This window comes from Paenibacillus sp. OAE614 (assembly GCF_040546645.1).
Taxonomy (GTDB): domain Bacteria; phylum Bacillota; class Bacilli; order Paenibacillales; family Paenibacillaceae; genus Paenibacillus_AQ; species Paenibacillus_AQ favisporus.
The window spans coordinates 4,012,061-4,033,044 of the sequence record NZ_JBEPOD010000001.1; the positions used below are offsets into that span (position 1 = coordinate 4,012,061).

The 20,984-nt window shown below is 53.2% G+C and carries 19 protein-coding genes and 1 riboswitch; of the genes, 4 read left to right on the top strand and 15 right to left on the bottom strand.

All coding sequences use genetic code 11. The features are described 5' to 3' along the window. Window positions 1-9: 9 nt before the first annotated feature. The gene (locus ABIE48_RS18365; RefSeq protein ID WP_354519451.1) at window positions 10-999 is read right to left on the bottom strand and encodes an ABC transporter permease; all 990 of its coding nucleotides are present in this window, start codon (window positions 997-999) and stop codon (window positions 10-12) included. A 410-nt stretch (window positions 1,000-1,409) separates the two neighbouring features. Between ABIE48_RS18365 and ABIE48_RS18370 the strand changes: the two genes are divergently transcribed. Continuing rightward, window positions 1,410-3,749 carry a helix-turn-helix transcriptional regulator gene (locus ABIE48_RS18370; RefSeq protein WP_192715476.1) on the top strand — a complete coding sequence of 780 codons (2,340 nt, stop codon included), beginning with the start codon at window positions 1,410-1,412 and terminating at the stop codon, window positions 3,747-3,749. A gap of 157 nt (window positions 3,750-3,906) precedes the next feature. Here the strand turns inward: ABIE48_RS18370 and ABIE48_RS18375 are convergent, their stop codons facing one another. After that, window positions 3,907-4,797, bottom strand: coding sequence for an aldo/keto reductase (locus ABIE48_RS18375; protein WP_192715477.1), 891 nt, complete (start codon window positions 4,795-4,797; stop codon window positions 3,907-3,909). A gap of 261 nt (window positions 4,798-5,058) precedes the next feature. Further along, on the bottom strand, window positions 5,059-5,547 hold the full coding sequence (locus ABIE48_RS18380) for a GNAT family N-acetyltransferase (protein WP_192715478.1): 489 nt from the start codon (window positions 5,545-5,547) through the stop codon (window positions 5,059-5,061). A gap of 184 nt (window positions 5,548-5,731) precedes the next feature. Here ABIE48_RS18380 and xerS point away from each other — a divergent pair, with 184 nt between their 5' ends. Beyond that, on the top strand, window positions 5,732-6,814 hold the full coding sequence (xerS, locus tag ABIE48_RS18385; RefSeq protein WP_192715479.1) for a tyrosine recombinase XerS: 1,083 nt from the start codon (window positions 5,732-5,734) through the stop codon (window positions 6,812-6,814). Window positions 6,815-6,907: 93 nt separating this feature from the next. Here xerS and mobB read toward each other — a convergent pair whose 3' ends face one another. The 7 genes from mobB to ABIE48_RS18420 all read right to left on the bottom strand — a co-directional run bounded on the left by mobB (window position 6,908) and on the right by ABIE48_RS18420 (window position 12,626). Next, window positions 6,908-7,447: a molybdopterin-guanine dinucleotide biosynthesis protein B gene (mobB, locus tag ABIE48_RS18390; protein WP_192715480.1), complete on the bottom strand. Its 540-nt coding sequence runs from the start codon at window positions 7,445-7,447 to the stop codon at window positions 6,908-6,910. Then, complete coding sequence (locus ABIE48_RS18395) at window positions 7,444-8,718, bottom strand: molybdopterin molybdotransferase MoeA (RefSeq protein WP_192715481.1); 1,275 nt, start codon at window positions 8,716-8,718, stop codon at window positions 7,444-7,446. Before ABIE48_RS18395 ends, mobB begins: the two co-directional genes overlap by 4 nt. 125 nt (window positions 8,719-8,843) lie before the next feature. Continuing rightward, window positions 8,844-9,605, bottom strand: a complete 762-nt coding sequence (locus ABIE48_RS18400; RefSeq protein ID WP_145024278.1) for a DUF4247 domain-containing protein — start codon at window positions 9,603-9,605, stop codon at window positions 8,844-8,846. A gap of 14 nt (window positions 9,606-9,619) precedes the next feature. Then, entirely contained in the window at window positions 9,620-10,126 is a 507-nt protein-coding gene (locus ABIE48_RS18405) for a DUF4178 domain-containing protein (RefSeq protein ID WP_145024276.1), read from the bottom strand. Window positions 10,127-10,175: 49 nt separating this feature from the next. After that, a complete protein-coding gene (locus ABIE48_RS18410; RefSeq protein WP_076171403.1) occupies window positions 10,176-10,580 on the bottom strand; it encodes a DUF350 domain-containing protein in 405 nt (134 codons plus the stop codon). A gap of 110 nt (window positions 10,581-10,690) precedes the next feature. Beyond that, complete coding sequence (locus ABIE48_RS18415; protein WP_089547862.1) at window positions 10,691-11,359, bottom strand: PspA/IM30 family protein; 669 nt, start codon at window positions 11,357-11,359, stop codon at window positions 10,691-10,693. A 244-nt stretch (window positions 11,360-11,603) separates the two neighbouring features. Further along, window positions 11,604-12,626, bottom strand: a complete 1,023-nt coding sequence (locus ABIE48_RS18420; RefSeq protein ID WP_192715482.1) for an NADH:flavin oxidoreductase/NADH oxidase — start codon at window positions 12,624-12,626, stop codon at window positions 11,604-11,606. Between the two features lie 270 nt (window positions 12,627-12,896). Between ABIE48_RS18420 and ABIE48_RS18425 the strand changes: the two genes are divergently transcribed. Further along, a complete protein-coding gene (locus tag ABIE48_RS18425; RefSeq protein WP_145024272.1) occupies window positions 12,897-13,739 on the top strand; it encodes a polysaccharide deacetylase family protein in 843 nt (280 codons plus the stop codon). A 72-nt stretch (window positions 13,740-13,811) separates the two neighbouring features. Here the strand turns inward: ABIE48_RS18425 and ABIE48_RS18430 are convergent, their stop codons facing one another. The 4 genes from ABIE48_RS18430 to ABIE48_RS18445 all read right to left on the bottom strand — a co-directional run bounded on the left by ABIE48_RS18430 (window position 13,812) and on the right by ABIE48_RS18445 (window position 17,214). Then, complete coding sequence (locus ABIE48_RS18430; protein ID WP_192715483.1) at window positions 13,812-14,471, bottom strand: 3D domain-containing protein; 660 nt, start codon at window positions 14,469-14,471, stop codon at window positions 13,812-13,814. Window positions 14,472-14,474: 3 nt separating this feature from the next. Continuing rightward, a riboswitch (cyclic di-AMP (ydaO/yuaA leader) is annotated at window positions 14,475-14,627 on the bottom strand. Window positions 14,628-14,865: 238 nt separating this feature from the next. After that, window positions 14,866-15,588: an amino acid ABC transporter ATP-binding protein gene (locus ABIE48_RS18435; protein ID WP_192715484.1), complete on the bottom strand. Its 723-nt coding sequence runs from the start codon at window positions 15,586-15,588 to the stop codon at window positions 14,866-14,868. Continuing rightward, the gene (locus ABIE48_RS18440) at window positions 15,575-16,234 is read right to left on the bottom strand and encodes an amino acid ABC transporter permease (RefSeq protein ID WP_192715485.1); all 660 of its coding nucleotides are present in this window, start codon (window positions 16,232-16,234) and stop codon (window positions 15,575-15,577) included. The genes ABIE48_RS18435 and ABIE48_RS18440 overlap by 14 nt, the downstream gene beginning before the upstream one ends. A 170-nt stretch (window positions 16,235-16,404) precedes the next feature. Next, complete coding sequence (locus ABIE48_RS18445; protein WP_192715486.1) at window positions 16,405-17,214, bottom strand: transporter substrate-binding domain-containing protein; 810 nt, start codon at window positions 17,212-17,214, stop codon at window positions 16,405-16,407. A 468-nt stretch (window positions 17,215-17,682) separates the two neighbouring features. Between ABIE48_RS18445 and ABIE48_RS18450 the strand changes: the two genes are divergently transcribed. Beyond that, complete coding sequence (locus ABIE48_RS18450; RefSeq protein ID WP_192715487.1) at window positions 17,683-19,431, top strand: alpha-glycosidase; 1,749 nt, start codon at window positions 17,683-17,685, stop codon at window positions 19,429-19,431. Between the two features lie 112 nt (window positions 19,432-19,543). Here the strand turns inward: ABIE48_RS18450 and glgA are convergent, their stop codons facing one another. After that, window positions 19,544-20,974 carry a glycogen synthase GlgA gene (gene glgA, locus ABIE48_RS18455; RefSeq protein WP_192715488.1) on the bottom strand — a complete coding sequence of 477 codons (1,431 nt, stop codon included), beginning with the start codon at window positions 20,972-20,974 and terminating at the stop codon, window positions 19,544-19,546. Window positions 20,975-20,984: the final 10 nt, after the last annotated feature.

Here is a 20,984-nt window from a genome sequence, read left to right on the forward strand (position 1 = left end):
AGTTTCACCTTAATACAAGCTGTCTTGACCCAGGCGTTTAGCCGCCTTGTTCGCAAGGACGACCAGGACGACGCCGACGACCGATTTGAACAGGCCGATGGCCGTGCTGTAGCTGAACTCGCCTTGGCGGATGCCGACCCGGTATACATAGGTATCGAACACTTCGGCCACCTCCGTCACCGCCGCGTTCATCATCAGGTACACCTGCTCGAAGCCGGTATCCATAATCGTGCCGAGCCGCAAAATGAACAGGATCATAATGACATTGCGCATCGCGGGCAGCGTAATGTGCCACATCCGGCGGAACCGCCCGGCTCCGTCCATTACGGCCGCTTCATACTGCTGGGGATCGACGCCCGCAATCGCCGCGAGGAAGATGATCGTACCCCACCCTACTTCCTTCCAAATGGACTGAACCGTCAGCATGCCCCAGAAATAATGCGGATTCGATAAAATATCGACGGTACTCCTCCCGCTTGCCTCCAGCAGCTTGTTGATCAGCCCTTCCGACTGGGAGAACATCAAATACGTCAGCCCGTAAATCAGCACCCAGGACAGAAAATGCGGAATATAGATCAGCGACTGAACCGACCGCTTCATGATCTGATTTCTCACTTCGTTCATCATCAGGGCCAAAATAATCGGAGCCGGGAAGAAGAACACCAGATTCATCAAGCTGATCCCAAGCGTATTACGGAGCAGCATCCAAAAGTCGGGGTTGGAGAAGAATCGGACAAAGTGCTCAAATCCGACCCACTTGCTGCCTATGATCCCAAGGTAAGGGGAATAATCCTGGAAGCCAATGACCAGATTCGTAATGGGGATGTACTTAAAAATAATGAAAAACAGCAGCCCTGGCATGGCCAGTAAATACAAATACTTGTCGCGCCGAAGATCCGGCCACAGCCTCCGCTTCTTCAGCGTGATCTCCCTTAGCGGGGCAGATTTCCCCGGGGTGGATCGCCGCTCGGACTGCCCGCCCATCGATGTTTCGCTCATCGCGCTCCCTCTCTTTCGTCAAAAATGTCGGTCCCCTGCTTGCCGGTCCGCGGCAATCGGGATGGCTGGCTGCTGCCCGGGTTGATATCCATCCGAAGGTTATGAGCCTGCCGCCCTGTGGCCGCTTATGTGAATCATGTTAGGGAGCGGCCGGATTTCCGGCAATTCGATTTTCTTTCCCGTTAGAACAGACGCCACACCCATGGTCATGCCCAATTCTTTAATCGAAGCTGCTGAGGCCGCTTGCGATCAATAATTTCCGCGTGTCCGTTTCTGGGGATTGCACTTTTTTGACTGGCGGAAATTCATGGGTTACAGGTCTATTCAACCCCGCTGCCGTTCGTTATGATAGACATACTATCGTCATGATCAAGATTCAGGACGGAAGCAAACGAGCAGGAGTGGATACCATGTTGAGAGACTACTTGGCGAAAAGGTTCGCATCGAAAGGGACCGTATACTGGAGAAGCATCGCGCTTGCGATCCTGCTGACCTGTATTCCGATCACGATCGTCAGCTGCATTGGCGGGTATGTCGGCAACCGGTACCTGATCCAGCAGTATCAGCAAAATAACGAGATCATGCTGCGGGAATCGGTGCGCAGAATCGACGGCCAGTTCGCCCAGCTGGTACAATACGCCCTGCACATGATGGCCAACCCCATCTTTAAGCCTGCGATCGCTGACATGAACTATGTCGATGAGTTCGAAAAGACCCAGGAACTGCTGGAGACGATGTCGCTGATCGAAAACGGGGAATCGCTGATCGATCAGGCTTATTTGTACATACCGAAACAGAATGTGCTGCTGCAGCCGGTCCTCGGCCTGCGCACACTGGACGATCCGGCGGATCGTGCCGTTTGGAACAGTCTCATGAACGGGGATAAGGGCATTTTCTGGACGAATCATCTCACCCGGCCGTTCGGGCGCACCGGCTCCAAGCATGCGATCGTCATGAAGCTGCCTTTTAACGGCCAAACCTCATACGGGGCGCTCGTCCTCTACGTCAACCCGGCCATGCTCCAATTGAACGTGACCCCCGACCAGGCCGCCTATGTTCTCGATGGCAGCGACGTGGTCATTGGTCAGTCGGATGCCGCCAAATCGTATCCCGAGCTACTGCCGCGGATCATGGAACAGCTCGGCTCGACCAAGCGCACGTATGACAGCCAGTCGCGCTTTCAAATCCGTGCGGATCATGAGCAGTTCCTCATGAATGCGGTTTCTTTTGAAAAAATGAACCGGATCTGGACCTTTGTGACGGGTACCCCGTCATCCAAAGTCACCGCGCCCAACAGTGCGTATACGCATGTGGTGGTCGTCTACTGGATCCTCTCTCTCATCGCCGCGCTCGGGCTTAGCTGGTTTGCGTCCAACCGCTTCTACCAGCCGTTCCGCAAAGTCATGGATCTGGTCAGGGACGGCAAAACGGATGAAGACGCCGACCCGTCCGACGAAATGGCCTACATTGAGGCAAAATGGCAGCAGTACCGGTTTGCCAACGAGTCGCTGCAGAGCCGGCTGGATCAATCCACTCCCAAAGTCAGGGAAGCGCTGATCAACCAGTTTGTGCTGGGACAAGCCGCCCATTTATCGGAGACGGAAATGATCGAAAAGCTTCGCGCCCTGCAGCTCGACGTGACAGGCTGCCTGTTTTCGGTCGCGGTCTGCCAGCTGCACGGACTTGACGGTCACAAGGCTCCCCTGACGGAAAAGGACAGCCAGCTCATCACCTACGCGGCCATCAACATCGTCGGCGAAATGTCGGAAGCATCGGCCGCCTATGTGCATACGCTCGATTTGCTCGACGGTTCGATTGCCGCGGTGCTGATATTTCCGGAAACCTCCGCCATGGATGCGCGGGATGAATTGCTCCGGCTTGGCGGGGATATGCTCCGTGCGCTGGAGCATGTGCTGCGCATGCCGTCGACGATCGTCGTGAACGGCCCGGCGTCGCTGTGGATGGACATTCCTTACCTGCTGGAACAGTCGCGCAAAGCGCTCAGCTACCGCACGTTTACGTCGGAGAGCCAGCTGCTGGATGCAACCGCCGTGCTTGAGCAGGCGAATCCCGAAGTCGATTTTCCGTACGATCTGGAGCAGGAATTTACGCATACACTGAACCTCGGGCTGGAACGCGAGGCAGCCGACATCCTGGAGCGGTTCGTGACCGCTCTGAAAAATGAAGGCGCGCCGGAATGGGTCGTCCACCAGGGACTGATGCGCCTGAAGAGCAGCCTGTACCGGTCCATGCTGCAGTCGGGACATAACCCGTACGCCCTCTTTGACGGCGTCCAGCTGGAAGAAGAACTGAGGACGCTTAGGGACGCTGAGGCGTGTATCCAGTGGTTCGGTAAGCGGGTAATTCGGCCGTATATCGACATGCTGTCCAAGAGCTACCAGCATGCCATGAAGGATATCGTGGACCAGGTGCTGGCAACCATTCACGACAATTACATGTGCGATATCTCCCTCGAGACGTTCGCCATGGAAGCCGGAGTCAGCGTGTCGCATCTCAGCAAGGCGTTCCGCCAAATGACCGGCTCGAATTACATTGATTATTTAACGGCGCTCAAAATCGGCCGCTGCAAAAAGCTTCTGCTGACGACCGACCTCAAAATGAATGAAATCGCCAAATCTGTAGGCTATCAGCCGCCGTATTTCAACCGGATGTTTAAAAAGCTTGAGGGAATGACTCCAGGGCAGTACCGTCTTCAATTTAGCGAAACGAAGCTCGGAAAGGCTGAATAAGAGTGGTTCTCCCGGTCTCCGGGCATGCAAAAAAGGCTCCCTTCCGGAACTTGAAGTGTTCCAGAGGGAGCCTTCTCTATCGGGCAAATGATACCAGTTCGTAGTGCTTTTTCATGATTCCATTCAACCTGACCGCCTTACGTCATACTGATCTACTTTACGTCAGACCCACCCAGTCCCGCGGGGCCACTTCCTTCCAGCGCGCCCGGATCTCCTGGTACTTGTCATGGCTCAGGCTCGTGCTTGCAAGCATTTCAGCGTTCTGCGACCAGCGCCCGGGTTTGTTCGTTCCCACGATCGCGGTATCCACTCCGGGCGTATCCAGCGTAAAATGAAGGGCATCCGCCACCGCCTGCTCGTTGTCCCGCAGAAAGTCATACTGCAGCTCCTTCAGCCGCTGCCAGTATTTATACGGGTATGCGTTCTCGGGGAGCTTGTCGTAAGTCCAGGCTACGTTGGCGATCGGCCGCTTGGCGATGATCCCCATTCCCCGCATGCGGGCTTCGGGCAGCGTCAGGTCGATCACTTCCTGGTCGGCGATGTTGAGCGACACCATCAAGCTGTCAAACACGCCGGTTTGCACCGCATACAATGCGTCAATCGAATCGCCGCTGTATCCGATAAACCGCGTCTTTCCCTGCTGCTTGGCCTTTTGCAGCACCTCGATCACCGCGCCCTGTCTCAGCACATCCTCCGAGCAGCTGTGCAGATGGATGCAGTCGACGTAATCGGTCTGCAGCCGCTTCAGGCTGCGGTCGATGCTTTTCTCGAGCAGCTCAGGGTCCCAATCTTTATAACCCAAGCCGGAAGCATGTCCGCACTTGGTGAATAAATAATATTCGCTGCGGCGGTTCGCCATCGTTTTGCCGATCAGCTCCTCGCTGTCTCCGTAGCACTCCGCCGTATCGATCATGTTCAGGCCCGCATCAAGCGCGCTGCCCAGCAGCTGCTCGACTTTGGAAAGGTCCGTTTCCTTGCCGATCTCCGCGCCGCCAAAGCCCAAAATACTCACTTCCATGCCTGTCTTGCCGAATGCCCGTCTTTCCATAATGAAATCCTCCCTGGTTTCATAATTGGATGCGTTCATAGATCGAAGTGACTTTTACGCAGTATATGAAGTGTTTACCCAAAACGGAGGGCCGCCAAACCGCTGGCATGGACGGTTCTTCCTCCCCGGCCCGCTCCGATTCAAGAAATGCTCGCTTCCCTGCCAACGAGAGCCTATGTATTCATCTGGAATAAACTGAAAGAAAATCCAACGCAGGGACTCTGTCCCCATAAGGTTACAAATACCAAACTTTAGTTCCATCTATAAACTGGTGAAATATTGGCTGATATTGCCATACTGCGGGTGAACTTTTTCCGAATACCGCTCGTTCGTGTAGCTGCCGATCACTTTCCGCCAGAAGGCCTGAGCCGGCAGATTGTTTTTGATCTGGGTCACCTTCCATCTGCCCTTAAACCGATCGAACAGCGCCTGCGCAGCCCAGGTTCCCATGCCGGTGCGGCGGTATTTTTGCATAATAAAAAACTCCGTCATGTAAAAGTCGCCTTCGATCGGGTCGTACAACCGGTCCACCAGAGCAAAACCGGCCGGCACTTTGTCGTAAGAAATCAAAAAAGCATGCTTGCCGGTTCCCCTGCGCCAGTACTCGTCGATTCCCGGGTATTCGGGAAATTTGCCGTTATCGTCCACCACGATATCCTGGTAGCGGGAAAAATCGTACATATACAGCTGCATCAAATTGTAGATCACTTGCCTACGCTTGTGCGGAACCAGGTCCAGCCTGAACTCCATAACTTCACCTTCCTATTTTCCTGTTCACGATCCTGACTTCATTTCCACTATATAACTTTGTCAACGGACGGGCAAGGTTATACGCGGACGGATTCCCTGACATATACGCAATTGAAGCGGACATCTGTTCGCCCATTGTGTTATTATAAAAAGATACGAAGAAAAGGAAAGATGAGGGATGACGATGAACGTTCAAAAGGAACAAGACCGGAAAAAGCTCGACGACAAAGTGCTGACCATGCCTTGGTACGTCCAGCAATTTATCGATTACAAGCTGCCTGATCTGTCGCCATCCACTTTGCTTGAATATATCCGGGATTACGAAACGTTCTTCAACTGGCTCCGGGCCGAAGGATTGTCCGCTGCGCCGGACAACAGCAAGGTAACGCTGGAAGAGCTGGAGGTGCTGCGGATGGAAGACGTCGTCAGCTACCGCTTGTATTTAACGACCCGCCGGGAGAGTGCCAACTCCAAAATTACCGTCTCCCGCAAGCTTTCTTCCATGCGCTCCCTGTTTCATTACTTAAGCCAAATTGCCGAGGATGACAACTTTTATCCGCTCCTGAAGCGCAACATTATGGCGAAAGTGGAGATCAAACGGATCCACAAACCGAAAGACACGGCCGCCAAACTAAAAGGGAAGATCCTCGAGGAAGACGAGCTGCTGGAGTTTATCGGTTATATTATGGACGGCTACGCCAAGGATGTCGCCAATAACAAGCAGGCGCTCTACGCCCATGAGCTGAATAAGGAACGCGACGCCTGCATTGCCAGCCTGATTTTGAATTCGGGGCTTCGGGTGTCCGAGGTCGTTAACCTGAATGTCGATGATCTGGACATGAACAACAAGATGCTGTATGTGTACCGGAAGGGCAATAACGACGAGACGTTCAAGACCCCGGTCTATTTCCGCGAGCAGGCCAGGGATGATTTGGCCCAGTACCTTACCCTTCGTCAGTCCAGATACAAGGTGCCCAAGCGGGAAAAAGCGCTGTTTGCAGCGCTTCCAAACGGGCATCAGGAAGGCGGACGCATGACCAAACGGGCGATCCAGGCGATGATCATCAAGTATGCCAAGCGCTTCGGCAAGCCTTATCTCACCGTACATAAGCTCCGGCATTCCTTCGCCACCGACTATTATTTGCAGAACGATATTTACAAAACGAAGGAGCAGCTCGGCCACGCCTCAACCGAAACGACGGAGGTGTACGCCCATCTCACGGACAAAACGATGTCCGAGGCGATTGAGCGTAGGCTGGAACCGTAACGGCTTTAGGCGCGGTCACAATAAAAAGCAGCACTGCCGCATCCGGTATATCAGGATGGGCGTGCTGTTTTTTTGCAAACGGTTAGTTTCCGTTCATTCCGTCATACCGTGCTTACTATGGTGAAGCAGCCATTCCGTGATCCGGCCGGTGTCATTGACGCCAAATACCGGAACGGAACCCGGTTGCACATCCATGTTCCCCTTCACCTTGTCATCGGTAAGCCAGGAGACGATCGCATTTACGGATGTTAATTGGGAAACGAGCGAATGGTCTTCCTGGCTGCGGACCATCACGAGTTTGGGGTACTCCGCCTGCTTGAAGCCCTCCACTAAAATCATGTCGTATGCGGAAAACCGCCCGATGAGCTCGTCCAGCCCGGTTTCCGCTTCCTCGATCACGGCCGTACGCCGCGAGGACACTAGGGCGACTGCACCCGCCCCCGATTTCCGGTGCCGGTACGAGTCCGTTCCCGGATGATCGATGTCGAAATCGTGGGCGTCGTGCTTAATCACCGCTGTCCGTACGCCCTTCGCCGCAAGCAACTCGACGAGACTGCAGACGAGCGTCGTCTTGCCGCTGTTCTTATACCCGACGATTTGCCAGACGGGCGGCTTCGCTTCTTGCCGGCTCATCTCGATCCCTCTTTAAGCAGCAAAATTTGCACCTTGGATCCGGCCGGTGTGACTGCCTTGGCGGGAGGGATAACGATCAGGCAGTCGCTGTCCTTGATCGTTACCATAACGCTCGATTCGTCCACCGCTGCCGGAACGGCATACACCAATCCATCGCGGACTTCCATTCTTCCGCGAACGTAGCGGGTAAAGGCGTTCACCTTCGTATAGTCAACGTCCAGGACGGCTGTCCACTCCTTAAGGTAGGCATCCTTTCTCCCCATCATGCCCTGAATGGTCGGCCGGACGAACAGCTCAAAGCCGACGAAGCAGGCGCCAGGATTGCCGGACAGTGCAAAGAGCAGTTTGCCGTCTTTTACGGCCGCCGTCGTGACGCTGCCGGGACGCATGGCGATTTTGTTATACAGCATCTCCACCCCGTCGCCGCGGACGAGATCGCCCATAATGTCGTAGTCGCCGACCGACACACCTCCGCTGGTCACGACAGCATCGTAATCCCGGAGAGCCTCCTCGACCCGTGCTTGTGCCAGCTGCAAATCGTCCATAATGGCGTCCAGGATCAAGGGCTCGCCCCCCGCTTCCCGCACCTGGGCCGCGAGCATGTACGTGTTGCTGTTGCGGATTTTACCCGGCTGCAGCGGCTCTTCGACGGACAGCAGCTCCGACCCCGTCGAGAAAATCGCGATCCGCGGCTTGCGGTACACCGGGACACGGGGAATGCCGAATGTCGCCAGCACCGAGATTTCCCCGGCCGAAATACGGGTCCCCGGGCTAAGCAGCAGCTGTCCTTCCTGAACCTCCAGGCCGATCGGGGTTATGTTTTGCCCCTCCTGGATTTTTCGCTTCAGTCCAACCCGGGCACGTCCGTCCTTTTCCCGCTGCTCCGTCATCTCCAGCATGACGACGGCGTCCGCGCCGTCCGGCACTTCGGCGCCCGTCATGATCCGCGCAGCCGTCCCCGGCCGGATCACTTGGCTGGACACGCTGCCGCAAGGAATCTCGTCGATGACTTCCAGCCAGACCGGATCGTCCGAGCTGCAAGAAGCGGTGTCGGCGGAACATATCGCGTACCCGTCCATTCCGGAGCGGCGGAACCGCGGAAACGGATGCGGGGCGGTAACGGGCTCGGCCAGAAAGCGCCCGACGCTCTCCGCCAGCGGTACCGTTTCTACAGCGCCTGGCTCGACATACCCGGCGATCAGCCTTTGGGCATCCTTGACCTGCATCGGCTTCCGGTGAAATTTATCGTAATCGGTTCGTGTCTGATCCATTATGTATCATCCTTCCGTAGCTGAATGTCTCCCTCTATCATGACACAAAAAAACGCACGAATCCATGCTTCGTGCGTTTTCGTCCGTCGTGAATACGGCATCAGGATATTCGCTTGTGGCCAGCGTCACCTGCGCCTTGTGATCTTGCCCGATCCGACCCGGGTTTTCGGTTTCGTATACGACCGCTTCGGAGAATCAAAGATGCTGGAACCGCTGCTGCCGCCTCTGGATATGCTGCCCCTGCTTGGCGTCGTCGTATCTTTCTTCCGGTCAAAGATGCTGCCGCCGGAACCGACGCTCGGATTTGTGTCGCTGTTTTTGCCGCGGCGGAGAATCGAGCCCTTCTTCTCAACCGTCAGCGGCGGCGCCACTTTTTTATCATTGGTCGTCGGCGTGTGGTACGTTCCCTGCTTCGGCTGATAAATGTCCCGGCTCGTATATCCACGGTAGGAGCCTCCGCCGCCGAACGAATCAAAGAGTTGTCCGATGAGCGCGGCCGTCAGATATCCCTGAAGAAAGCTTGAATCGTAATTCCGCTGCACATACTGCTGCGAGTCGATTTCAATCAGCGTATCGCTTGGCTTGGCGGTATCTTTCTGCAGATGGTACCATTCGTTACCGTACACCAGGAACATCCGGTCGGCATCTTCCGGCGACATCTGGTCGGGCTTCTTCTCGTCCGTCAGCTCCTTCGCAACCTCGGGAACCGTCTTGTCTGCGGCCCGGTACACATACGACGTAGCGTTACCGTCGCGGTTCACCGACTCCAGCGGATATGTCTCCTTGACGTTTGGCGAGCCGATGCCGCATCCGGTCAGCAGAGACAGCACAAGGCTGGCGACAAGCAGAAGCTTCAGGCCGAGAAACCTGCTTCTCTTCTTACCCATCATGTGCCCCACCTCTAATTGGCCCGGATGACTTTCACATCACCTGGGATTACTTTCTCTCCTTCATACAGCATAAAGCGTCCGTTCTGCCACTCGATCCGCAGCAGATGATAATCGTCGGATTGGTACTGCCATACATGCTGCTCTCCCCCTTGCGTAAACGGGGTTTTGCCTTGAATCAACACATGACCGATGTATTCTTCTTCCATATAGTAAACCCGGTCGTCCAGTTCGATTTCGGTTGGTACTTCGGCAGGGTTATCAAGCCGGCCGTCGATGGGAGCGTACAATTCATACTCCACGGTCTCGCGCTCTTCAATATGAAGGTAAGCGATCGTGTTCCCGTCCCGGAGCGTGAGCAGAACGGCGTTTCTTCCCCGGTTGTGCACCCGTCCGATGACTTCGTACGTGACCAGCGATACCTCGCAAATATCTCCCGGCATCAGCGCCAGCATGCTTTTCTCCGGTTTCGGCGGTTCCGGCTTGGCAAACAGGTTGCCGATTCTTTTAAATACACTCATATGCTATAACTCCTTAGGTAATCAAACTTTAATATATATTGGGGTCGTGCTACAGGCAGGCGGTAATGATGAGGGCGCCCACCAAATGGATCGTACCGGCAAACAGGCCGTAACCCACTTTGCCCTGCTGTGTACCTGTATCCAGATCAAGCTTTGCCCACCATCTCATCAAGACGCGCACGATCGCTTCCAGCACGAGTAAGATCAAGAAGGAGACGATCGATACAACCAGCGCTTCCAGCAGGTTATTCGAGGTCCGAATCGAAACGGACAGAATGTAACCCTGGGACAGCAGCTTGATGACCAGGCGCGAGGTGACCGCCATGTTGCCCGCCTTCACTTCTTCAAAATCTTTGTACTTGGTAAACAGCGAATCCACAAACATCAAAATAAAGAGCAGGATCGCCCCGGAACCTGTCCATACCAGAATCCCTTTAATGATATTAAAATCCATCTACCTTAGCCTCCACATCTTCTCAACGTCTCACTCATACATAATAAAAGCGAAGGAGAAATATGACAAATGTTCCCCTTCGCTATTCATCATACCCGGTTTATGGCAGATTATTTGTTCTCGTACTGCTTCATGAGCGCTGCCAGCTCATCTTCAACTTCTTTGTCCTTGCCGAGCTGTTCGAACTCATCGTCGAGCGATTTTCCTTTGGCGGACATTTCGTTGCTGGCCTCGGCTTGCGCCTCCATCTGCAGCATCTTCTCTTCCATCCGCTTCATGCCGTTCGTCGCAGAATCGGTGCTGAAGCCGTTCATCGCCTTGTTGATTTCGGTTTGCGCTTTGGCCGCATTGTAGCGGGCTACCAGCGTCTCTCTTTTGTTCTTCATTTCGGTGAGCTGCTTGCGCATTTCCTCAAGCTTGGCACGGAGATTGTCGGCCGAAGCCTTGTTCTGGTCGTAGCTTGCTTTGTATTCGTTCATTTTCTGCTCAGCCGATTTTTTCTCTTCCAGCGCACGGCGGGCCAGCTCAACGTTCTGTGCCTGGGCTGCGGTGTGTGCCTGCTGGGTACGCTTCTCAACGAGCGCCTGCTGCTCTTCGTACAGCTGCTTGAATTTTTTCTCGATGGCGATTTGAGCGGCTACAGCCTTCTCCGCATCTTCCAAATCTTCGGTCATATCGCGGATATACTGATCCGTCATCTTGATCGGGTCTTCTGCCTTATCGATAATCGCATTAATATTGGACATTGTTAAATCGCGCAGTCTTTTGAAAATAGCCATGGTTTCTTGTTCCTCCTGAAAGGTTAATGTGTTCTTCTTGATACTCTTTTACGCAGCAGTTTTAGGACCGTTTCAAAAATCGCCAAAATTTTTTTCGGCTTTGTTCATCTTCCATAATATAGCAGAAACGAGCCTTCATTCAAGGCTATGTTTACCGTTTAAAAAACGCGGGAGCCGATCCGACCGATCTGACTCCAGCGTTTTGTTGTGAATGCTTGATTAGCTTCATTTCCGCAATGCCTCGTTAAAAAGCGCGCAAATACTGTTTCGGGATTTTCTGTTCTCCGTTCAGCTCTTGGGCAGCATGGAGCGCCCAGTAAGGATCCTTCAGCATGCCTCTGCCGACTGCGACCAGATCCGCCTTTCCTTCCAGCACCACCTGCTGCGCTTCCTCGTAATTTTCCAAGCGGCCGACAGCGATTACCGGCACATCCAGCTTTGCCTTCATTTGCTCCGCCAATTCCACCTGGTACCCCGAGCCGGCCTTCGGTCCGCCGTTCGATCCGATATGACCTTCACCGCCGGAGGAAATATGAAATACGTCCACGCCCGCATCCCGGTATCGTTGGCAGATTTCCGCGCAGTAATCGACGTCATAACCGCCGTCCACGTACTCCTTGGCAGACACTCTCATCAGAACAGGCATGTCTTCAGGGACCGCCTTCTTGACGGCTTTAACGACTTCTTCTCCGAACAAAGCCAGGTCTTTTCCATACGCATCGTCTCTTCGGTTGGTCAGCGGAGAATGGAACTGATGGATTAAATAGCCGTGAGCGCCGTGTATCTCCACGGTATCAAAGCCGGCTTCCACCGCGCGCCGGGCCGCTTCCCCATAGGCGGTAACCAAACTCTGGGCCTCTTCGGTGGACAAAGCTCTCGGAATTTTATATTTCTCGTCAAAACGGATGGCCGATGGAGCTACAGGCGGGTTCGCGTCCTCCGCCTTGCGGCCGGCATGGCCCAGCTGGATGCCGATCCTTGCGCCATAGGCGTGCACTTCGTCGACGATTTTGCGGTAAGCAGGGATCTGCCCGTCATCCCATATTCCCGTATCTCGGTTCGTAATCCGTCCGTCGGGGTGAACCCCCGTCATCTCTACGATAATCAATCCGGCTCCGCCGACTGCGCGGGATACATAATGGACATAATGCCAATTGTTAGGGATCCCGTCCTCAGCCTGTACCGAATATTGGCACATCGGAGGCATAACAATCCGGTTTTTCAGAGATAATCCTTTAAGTACATAAGGTGTAAATAGATCTGCCATTGCTTCGTGTCTCCTTTATGGTGTATGTGATTAAGCCTATATGACAACAGGGTTATATGATTGCAGCGCCGCCGCTCATGTCCATACCTCGCGGTTACGGCCAACGTGCAGCGACCGTAATCCATCAGTTCTATTATACACGCTTTGCCGAACGATATGAAAATGTGGCCCATCATCTGATTAAAAGCAACATAATTGCATCAACTTATGGACATAACAAGGATAATCATGTTTTCGCTGTTTGTCCGCGGTGGAAAGGAGTCGAGACGGATGAAAAAGAAGCTGTTATGCACATTGCTGTCTTCCCTGCTGATCTTGTTGTTGATCTGTCCTTGGCAGTCCGGGTGGCCGGCAGCCGCCGCTCAAGGCGGTGAACCCCCGGAACATCCGTCAGGTTCCGAACCTGCACGGGAAACCAGCAGCCGGGAGGCGAAAGAAAAGCGGAAGGAACAGCAGATCCTTACGCTCGGCCAGCTGATCAAAAAATATCCCGAAACGTTCAAAATTCACGGTCCGCGCGTCAAAGAGGTAGCCCTAACCTTTGATGACGTGCCGGATCCCAGGTTTACTCCTCAGATCCTGGATGTGCTCAAAGCCCATCATATTAAAGCCACCTTTTTTGTGATGGGCAGCCGGGCGAAGAAGCATCCCGAGCTGGTCGAGCGCATCGTCCGTGAAGGACATGTGATCGGAAACCACTCCTATAATCATCCGGTGTTTCACAAATTGGAGATGGACGAATATGTAGCCGAGATTAAGCGGACGGAGAACACGCTTTACGGCATCGTCGGCTATAAGCCCAAGCTGATCAGGCCGCCTTATGGAGACATCACGGAACGCCAACTACGCTGGGCCAAACAGCAGGGCTACAAAATCGTAAACTGGAACGTCGATTCGCTGGATTGGAAAGGAATCGGCAAGGAGGCGGTCAAGCGCAACGTGCTGTCCACCGTTGGGCAAGGCTCGATCATTCTTCAGCATGCGGGAGGTGGAACCACGTCCAACCTCAGTGGTACGATCGATGCCCTTCCGGACATTATTCGGACCTTGAAAAATAAAGGCTATTCATTTGTCACGCTGCCGAGGTTACTTCACGTTCCAAAAGACAAGTAACGCGCTGAGCGTACAAAAAAACCGGCTTGAGTACAAAAGCCGGTTTTTCCGTGTTATTATGAATAGCATTGACTATTTAATGAAAAACAGCTCAACGTCCTGGAACCCGAAGGCACTAACGCTTTCCGGGCTGCCCGGCACGAAAATGTCGATGCGTTTACCCTTAATCGCGCTGCCGGTATCCTTAGCTGTCGCTACGAAGGCTTTCTTCGGAAGGCCTTGGAAGCTGTGACCGGTAACGAGCACTTTCGTTCCCAACGGGATAACGGAAGGGTCAACCGCGATCGTTCCCAGCTTCAGCGGGTTGCCGAAGTAGTCCACTGCGCCCCACTTGCCGTTTTCGCTAGCGGCAGAAGAATAAGCCGTAGCTCGGACGTCGAGTGTTTTGGAGTAATTGAAGGTTTTACCCCATGCTTCCACAACTTTGTCATCGCCATTGACGTTCAAGGAAGCTGCCGTGATGATGGAGCCGCTGTCCTCTGCGGCAAATGCCTTGGCTGTGCTTGCTCCGGGAACATTTAATTTCAGGCCTGGATAAATATTGGTTGCTTCTACGTTCGGATTTGCATTCATTAGCTGATTCAAATTAACACCATATTGTTTAGATAGTGTATAGAAGGTGTCTCCATCCTTCGCTACATGGACCGAGTCCGCAAACGTGGGTACCGCTTGTACCGCCAGAGAAATGCCGATGATGGCTGCAAGTGTCTTGATTCCTTTAAATCTTTTCATGGTTCCTCCTTAAGTCGTGATGCCTGCGAAGTTAGCTGTCGGATTCGGATTGAGGAGACAACCCTACGCCCTGTTGGTGCGATTCACCCCAAGCGTACTATGTACACAAATTACATCCCCCGCACTTTACCTTAAAAGTTTCGGCTCAACAAATATATCACAATTTTGTAACCTGTGCGCATGAAAATGTTACCAATCCAAAACCCTTGAATTATCAGGCTTTATTTAGAGTTGTTAGCTGACTTAAGCAAGGGAGTAACGGCTCAATTCCTTTTAAAAAAGTTACAACATCTTCATTCATTTTAACAATTTATTCATGAAAAGGTACATAAAAAGCCCTGGATGAGTAATATTCTCGTCCAGGGCTTTATCATTTGTAGATGCAGGCTCTTTGTCAAAGGACCTTGCTCAGAAAATCTTTCGTGCGGCTGTTTTGCGGGTTACCAAATACTTCTGCAGGCGTCCCCTGCTCGACGATTTGTCCGCCGTCCATAAAGACGATCCGGTCGCCGACTTCCCGGGCAAACCCCATTTCATGGGTTACGATGACCATCGTCATGCCTCCCTCTGCGAGCTTCTTCATGACCTCCAGCACCTCGCCGACCATTTCCGGGTCCAGCGCCGAAGTCGGCTCGTCAAAGAGCATGACGTGGGGCTGCATGGCCAGCGCCCGCGCGATGGCAATCCGCTGCTTCTGCCCGCCTGACAGCTGGGACGGATATGCATCCCTCTTGTCGGATAATCCGACCGTGCGCAGCAGGTCGAGGGCAATGCGTTCCGCCTCGGCCGGCGGCTGCTTTTTCACCTTAACCGGGGCCAGCATGAGGTTCTGCAGCACCGATTTATGCGGGAACAGATTGAAATGCTGGAACACCATGCCCATTTTTTCGCGTGTGGCATTGATGTTATGGCGTTTGTCCGTAATCGGCTCGCCTTCAAACGTGATCTGCCCCCCTGTCGGGGTTTCGAGCAGATTCAAACAGCGGAGAAAGGTACTTTTTCCCGAGCCGCTGGGGCCGATCACGACGACGACCTCGCCTTTGGCGATGTCGATGTCGATCCCTTTCAGAATCTCCAGCTTGCCGAACGATTTGCGCAAATCTTTAACGCTGATCATCGGTATTCAGCCTCCTTTCAAATGCCCCCAGCAGCTTGGATAAGGTAAACGTCATAATGAAGTAGATGGCTGCAATGACCAGCAGCGGACTGAGGTAATCATACGTAATCCCTTGGATAGCCCCCGACTGGTACATCAAGTCGGTGACACCGATAAACGATACGATGGATGATTCCTTGATAATCGTAATAAACTCATTGCCGATGGCCGGCAGCACGCTTTTTACAGCTTGGGGCAGCACGATGTACCGCATCGTCATGCTGCGCGTCATTCCCAGGGAACGGGCCGCTTCCGACTGGCCCCGGTCCACCCCCTGGATTCCGGCACGGAACACTTCCGCAAGGTACGCGGAGCTGTTAATGGACAGCGTAATTGCACCGGACTCGATAGGCGTAAATTTGACCCCGAAGGCCACAAGGCCGTAGTGAATAATAAACAGCTGAACAACCATCGGGGTACCGCGGAGAACTTCCACCCATACCGAACCGATTAGCTTCGGCAGCCACAAGCGGGACATCCGCATCAAGGATATAATAATGCCCAGCACGAAGCCGCATATGACGCCAATGGCCGCCAGGAGCAGTGTATACTGGATACCTGTCGCAAAATACGTCCGGTAATCCCAAAAAACGGAGAACATATTCATAAAGACCCAAGAACCTCCTTTGTCATCATACCTGCCTGTCCCATCCTTTCCCTGTATACAACAGATCGGGACATATTAGAAACAAGGTACCCATCATTGAACAGAAAAAATAGCGAATTCGCTTCGCTATTTTTATCCGATGTATAAAATGAGAACTGACAGCTTAACCTCTATTTCTGTGCAGCCAAATCGCTCGCTTCGGCGACGTACTGCTCAATCTTGTTTTCGGATTTCAGACGGTCCAGCGTTTTGTTGATTTGGTTCACGAGCTCGGTGTTGCCTTTTTTGATCCCGATCGCGTAGCCGTCTTCCTTATAATCAGGAACCGCATCCGCAATTACCAGACCATTGACGTTCTTGATGTATGCTTCGGCAACCGGCTTCTCCATGATGGAGGCATCCACGCGGTTCGAATTCAGCTGCAGCACGATGTCGGAAATTTTGCCCAGACCGGTGATCTTCGCCCCCGGAATCGTCTTGGCGATGTCCTCCTGGATCGAACCCTTCTGAATGCCGAGCGAAGCTCCTTCCAGAGCTTTCATCGTGCTGTATTTGTCTTTGTCAGCCTCTCTGACGACAACGGCCTGCTCCGCCTTATAGTAGTTGTTCGAAAAATCGATTTGTTTCTTGCGTTCTTCGTTTGGTGTAAGCCCGGAAATGACAAAATCTACGCGGCCGGTGGACAGCTCGCCGAGAAGCGCATCAAAGCTCATGTCCTTGACTTCAAGCTGCGCTCCCATGTCTTTGGCGATTTCCTTGGCGATTTCGATATCGAATCCGACGATTTGGTCCTTGCCGTTCACCATTTTATGAAATTCGTACGGCGGGAAGTCCGCGCTTGTTCCAAGCACGATTGTCTTGCCGCTGGCCGGCTGTTCGCCCGCTGCCGTGCCGCCCTCAGTCGAAGGTTTGCTTCCGCATCCGGCAAGCAGGGAGCCTGCCAGCAGAATGCATGCCGTTAGAATACCCCATTTTTTCATATCTATCTCTCCTGTCCATTTCAATGATACTTATTGTTGTTCAAAGGCATGATCCGTATCCGGCCCAGCCCGAAAAACCACGGTTCTAATCATACAATAAAAATGCATGATTATGCAATGACATTTTCATACAGTGGTCAATACATTTCAAAATAGCCAGAATAATGCGGATTATAGCTGTTTAATTCCATTTATTCCTAGTTCTATTGTTTCTTTTAGTCACCTCCCCCTCTTTTTCGGAATAAATATGTATTTACCGTTTCAAAGCCCGTCTCCTTCCTAATATCGATGCATAAATCCCTTCAAAAACCTGCACCCTTTGAAAGAAAAGCTTCTTATTATGTAATTACACGCATTGGGGACTCCTACGCAAAAAGTTCACCGAAACGTCAGATTAAGGCGGCAGCCATGGTTCATCATTCCGGGAATGAGGTATTAAATAGCTAGATATTTAGTGGAGGTGTAGTCATGCTGCTGGAAGCTTTATACCATGTCCCCCGGGACAAATGGGCCTATGCGTACGATCCGAAGACGATACATCTGCGTGTCCGCACCAAACGAAACGACGTGGATACGGTGGTTGCGATGACCGGAGACAAATACGACTGGGATTCGACCTATTTTGAAATTACGATGGAAAAAGCCGCGACCGACGATATGTTCGATTATTGGGAAGCTGCCGTGCTGCCTAAATACAAGCGTCTTAGCTATGCGTTCCGGATCACTTCCGGCAAAGAAACGATTTACATGCTCGACAACGGGCTGTACCGAAATTGTCCGGCGCCGACGGGCGGCTATTACGAATTTTCTTACATACATGAGATCGACGTGTTTAAGGTGCCGGATTGGGCAAAGGATGCTATTTTTTACCAAATTATGCCCGAACGATTTGCGAACGGGGATCCAAGCAATGATCCGAAAGGGACACAGCCTTGGGGAGGACAGCCGACAACGGACAATTTCTTCGGCGGCGACCTGCAGGGCGTCCTGGATCATTTGGACGACCTACTCGATCTGGGCATTAATGCGATATATTTCACACCTTTGTTCAAGTCGCCGTCGAACCATAAATACGACATTGTCGACTATAAGCAGGTTGATCCGCATTTTGGGGACAATGAGCTGCTCAAGCAGGTCGTGGAAGCCTGTCACAGCAAAGGAATCCGCGTCATGCTCGATGCCGTGTTCAACCACTGCAGCGAACAGTTTCCACCGTTCCAGGACGTCCTCAAGCATGGGGAAAAGTCCAAATATGCCGATTGGTTTCATATCAACCAGTTTCCGGCACGGGTTGAGAACGGGATCGCCACGTATGACACGTTCGGCTTCTTCGGCAATATGCCGAAGTTCAACACGGCCAATCCCGAGGTGAAGCAGTATTTGCTGGACGTTGCCGAGTACTGGATCAAGGAAATCAAGCTGGACGGCTGGAGGCTGGACGTGGCAAATGAGGTCGATCACCATTTTTGGCGGGACTTCCGCATGGTCGTCAAAAACGCCAATCCGGACGCCTATATCGTCGGAGAAGTGTGGAGCGATTCCCTGGCCTGGCTGGTGGGCGACCAGTTCGACTCTGTCATGAACTACCCTTTTGCCGACAAGGTGCTGGAGTTTTTCAACGGCGGCATGGACGGACTGACGTTCGCCAACAAAATGGGCACGATTCTGATGCGCTATCCGCAGCAGACGAACGAAGTGGTGTTCAACATGCTGTGCAGCCATGATACGCCGCGCCTCTTGACGCGTGTCGGCAACGACAAGCGCCGGATGAAGCTGGCCGTCGTCTTCCTGTTCACGTTTATGGGGACGCCATGCATCTTCTACGGCGACGAGGTGGGCCTTACCGGAGGCGGCGATCCGGACTGCCGTAAATGCATGGAGTGGGATCCGAAGAAGCAGGACCGCGAGCTGTACGATTTTTACAAGCTGCTCATCGGTCTGCGCAAAAAGAACAAAGCGCTCCGCGAAGGCCGCTTCCGCTTTTTGAAGGCGGAACCGGGCAATCCCAACATTATTTACGAGCGAATGGACAGCCGGGTTCATTTCACGATCTGGATGAACAACACCGACAAGCCGCAAGTGCTGTCCCACCCGATGGTTACGAACGACTGGAAGGACGCCTTATCGGGCGACAAGGTGCCTACCCAGAACGGAACGATGAACGTCAGTCTGGACCCTTACGGGTACCGGATTTTGTACCGAAATCTCACCAAATAAATCGGTTTCTTCATAACGAAAAGCCTTCCGGAGTTCCGGAAGGCTTTTTCCAAATGGATTTTTAGCAGCTGTGAATATTACCACGGAGCCGGCCTGGACCAGTTCCGTTTGCTCAAACGGTGACGCGATCGTAAATGTCCATGTATTCCTTGGCGGACATGTTCCAGCTGTAATCCCCGGCAAAAGCGTTTTTCACGATTTTGCTCCAATGCTCCGGCTGTTGGTAAAACGCTGCCGCACGGCGGATCGTATGCATCATATCGTGGGCGTTGAACGCCGTGAAGCTGAAACCGTTGCCCTCGCCCGTAAACTCGTTGTAAGACTGCACGGTGTCGTTCAGCCCTCCGGTCTCGCGAACGATCGGGATGCTGCCGTACCGCAGCGCCAGCAGCTGGCTGATGCCGCATGGCTCGAACTTCGACGGCATGAGGAACATGTCGCTGCCTGCATATATTTTGCGTGACAGGGCGTCGCTGAACGTAATCTGCGCCGACATGTTGTCCGGATGCCGCCCTGCCGCTTCGCGGAACCAATGCTCGTAGACGGAGTCGCCCGTGCCGAGCAAGACGAACTGGAAGTCGTCGTGATCCAGCATCTCGTCCAGCACCCGCGTCACGAGATCCAGTCCCTTGGACTCCACCAGCCGGGTCACCATTGCGATGAGCGGCACGTCCGGCTTAACCGGCAAGCCGAGCTCCTGCTGGAGCCCCGCTTTGTTTTCCCTCTTTTTCGCCAGGTTCGACCGGTATTTTACGTAGAGGCTCGCATCGTTAGCGGGATTGTAGCTCTTCGTATCCACTCCGTTTACGATCCCGCTCAGCCGGTCACCGAGCGAATACAGCAGCCCTTCCAACCCGTATCCGTAATGGGCCGTCTGAATCTCCCTGGCGTAGGTCGGACTCACCGTCGTCACGTGATCGGCGTACACGATCCCGCCTTTCATAAAGTTGACGTTTCCGTAAAACTCAAGGCCTTCCGGCGTAAAATATTGGTGTCCCAGCTCCAGCAGTTCGCCAAGTACCTCGTAAGGATAAATTCCCTGGTACAGCAAATTATGTATCGTAAACACGGTACGGATGTGCTGGTAGTACTCGTTATGGCGGTAGTGCGCCTGCAGCAGCACCGGAATAAGCGCCGTATGCCAGTCATGGCAGTGGAGCACGTCCGGCTCGGAACCGATCAGCGGAAGCACTTCAAGCACGGCCCGGTTGAAAAAGGCAAAGCGTTCGCCGTCGTCCATGTATCCGTACACGCCGTCCCGTCCGAAATAGTATTCGTTATCGAGAAAATATACCGGAATGCCGTCGTAAACGAGCTTTTCGATGCCGCAGTATTGATTTCTCCAGCCGACCGGCACTTTTATTTCCGTGAGATGCTGCATTTCATCCTTAAATTGCTGTGGTATCCCTTTATGTTTGGGCAAAATGACCTGCACATCCGCGCCGCTTCGTTTGAGCGCTTTGGGCAGGGCGCCGATTACATCGGCAAGTCCCCCTGTTTTAATAAACGGTGTCGATTCCGCTGCTGCAAATATGACTTTCATCTCTCCTGCC

Excerpts from the sequence above, each read along its gene's own strand:
- mobB (WP_192715480.1), bottom strand. The coding sequence starts at position 7,447 with ATGAGCCGGCAAGAAGCGAAGCCGCCCGTCTGGCAAATCGTCGGGTAT.
- glgA (WP_192715488.1), bottom strand. The coding sequence starts at position 20,974 with ATGAAAGTCATATTTGCAGCAGCGGAATCGACACCGTTTATTAAAACA.
- ABIE48_RS18445 (WP_192715486.1), bottom strand. The coding sequence starts at position 17,214 with ATGAAAAAATGGGGTATTCTAACGGCATGCATTCTGCTGGCAGGCTCC.
- ABIE48_RS18440 (WP_192715485.1), bottom strand. The coding sequence starts at position 16,234 with ATGAATATGTTCTCCGTTTTTTGGGATTACCGGACGTATTTTGCGACA.
- ABIE48_RS18380 (WP_192715478.1), bottom strand. The coding sequence starts at position 5,547 with ATGGAGTTCAGGCTGGACCTGGTTCCGCACAAGCGTAGGCAAGTGATC.
- ABIE48_RS18400 (WP_145024278.1), bottom strand. The coding sequence starts at position 9,605 with ATGGGTAAGAAGAGAAGCAGGTTTCTCGGCCTGAAGCTTCTGCTTGTC.
- ABIE48_RS18370 (WP_192715476.1), top strand. The coding sequence starts at position 1,410 with ATGTTGAGAGACTACTTGGCGAAAAGGTTCGCATCGAAAGGGACCGTA.
- ABIE48_RS18415 (WP_089547862.1), bottom strand. The coding sequence starts at position 11,359 with ATGGCTATTTTCAAAAGACTGCGCGATTTAACAATGTCCAATATTAAT.
- ABIE48_RS18430 (WP_192715483.1), bottom strand. The coding sequence starts at position 14,471 with ATGAAAAGATTTAAAGGAATCAAGACACTTGCAGCCATCATCGGCATT.
- ABIE48_RS18420 (WP_192715482.1), bottom strand. The coding sequence starts at position 12,626 with ATGGCAGATCTATTTACACCTTATGTACTTAAAGGATTATCTCTGAAA.
- xerS (WP_192715479.1), top strand. The coding sequence starts at position 5,732 with ATGAACGTTCAAAAGGAACAAGACCGGAAAAAGCTCGACGACAAAGTG.
- ABIE48_RS18365 (WP_354519451.1), bottom strand. The coding sequence starts at position 999 with ATGAGCGAAACATCGATGGGCGGGCAGTCCGAGCGGCGATCCACCCCG.
- ABIE48_RS18410 (WP_076171403.1), bottom strand. The coding sequence starts at position 10,580 with ATGGATTTTAATATCATTAAAGGGATTCTGGTATGGACAGGTTCCGGG.
- ABIE48_RS18395 (WP_192715481.1), bottom strand. The coding sequence starts at position 8,718 with ATGGATCAGACACGAACCGATTACGATAAATTTCACCGGAAGCCGATG.
- ABIE48_RS18425 (WP_145024272.1), top strand. The coding sequence starts at position 12,897 with ATGAAAAAGAAGCTGTTATGCACATTGCTGTCTTCCCTGCTGATCTTG.
- ABIE48_RS18405 (WP_145024276.1), bottom strand. The coding sequence starts at position 10,126 with ATGAGTGTATTTAAAAGAATCGGCAACCTGTTTGCCAAGCCGGAACCG.
- ABIE48_RS18435 (WP_192715484.1), bottom strand. The coding sequence starts at position 15,588 with ATGATCAGCGTTAAAGATTTGCGCAAATCGTTCGGCAAGCTGGAGATT.
- ABIE48_RS18450 (WP_192715487.1), top strand. The coding sequence starts at position 17,683 with ATGCTGCTGGAAGCTTTATACCATGTCCCCCGGGACAAATGGGCCTAT.
- ABIE48_RS18375 (WP_192715477.1), bottom strand. The coding sequence starts at position 4,797 with ATGGAAAGACGGGCATTCGGCAAGACAGGCATGGAAGTGAGTATTTTG.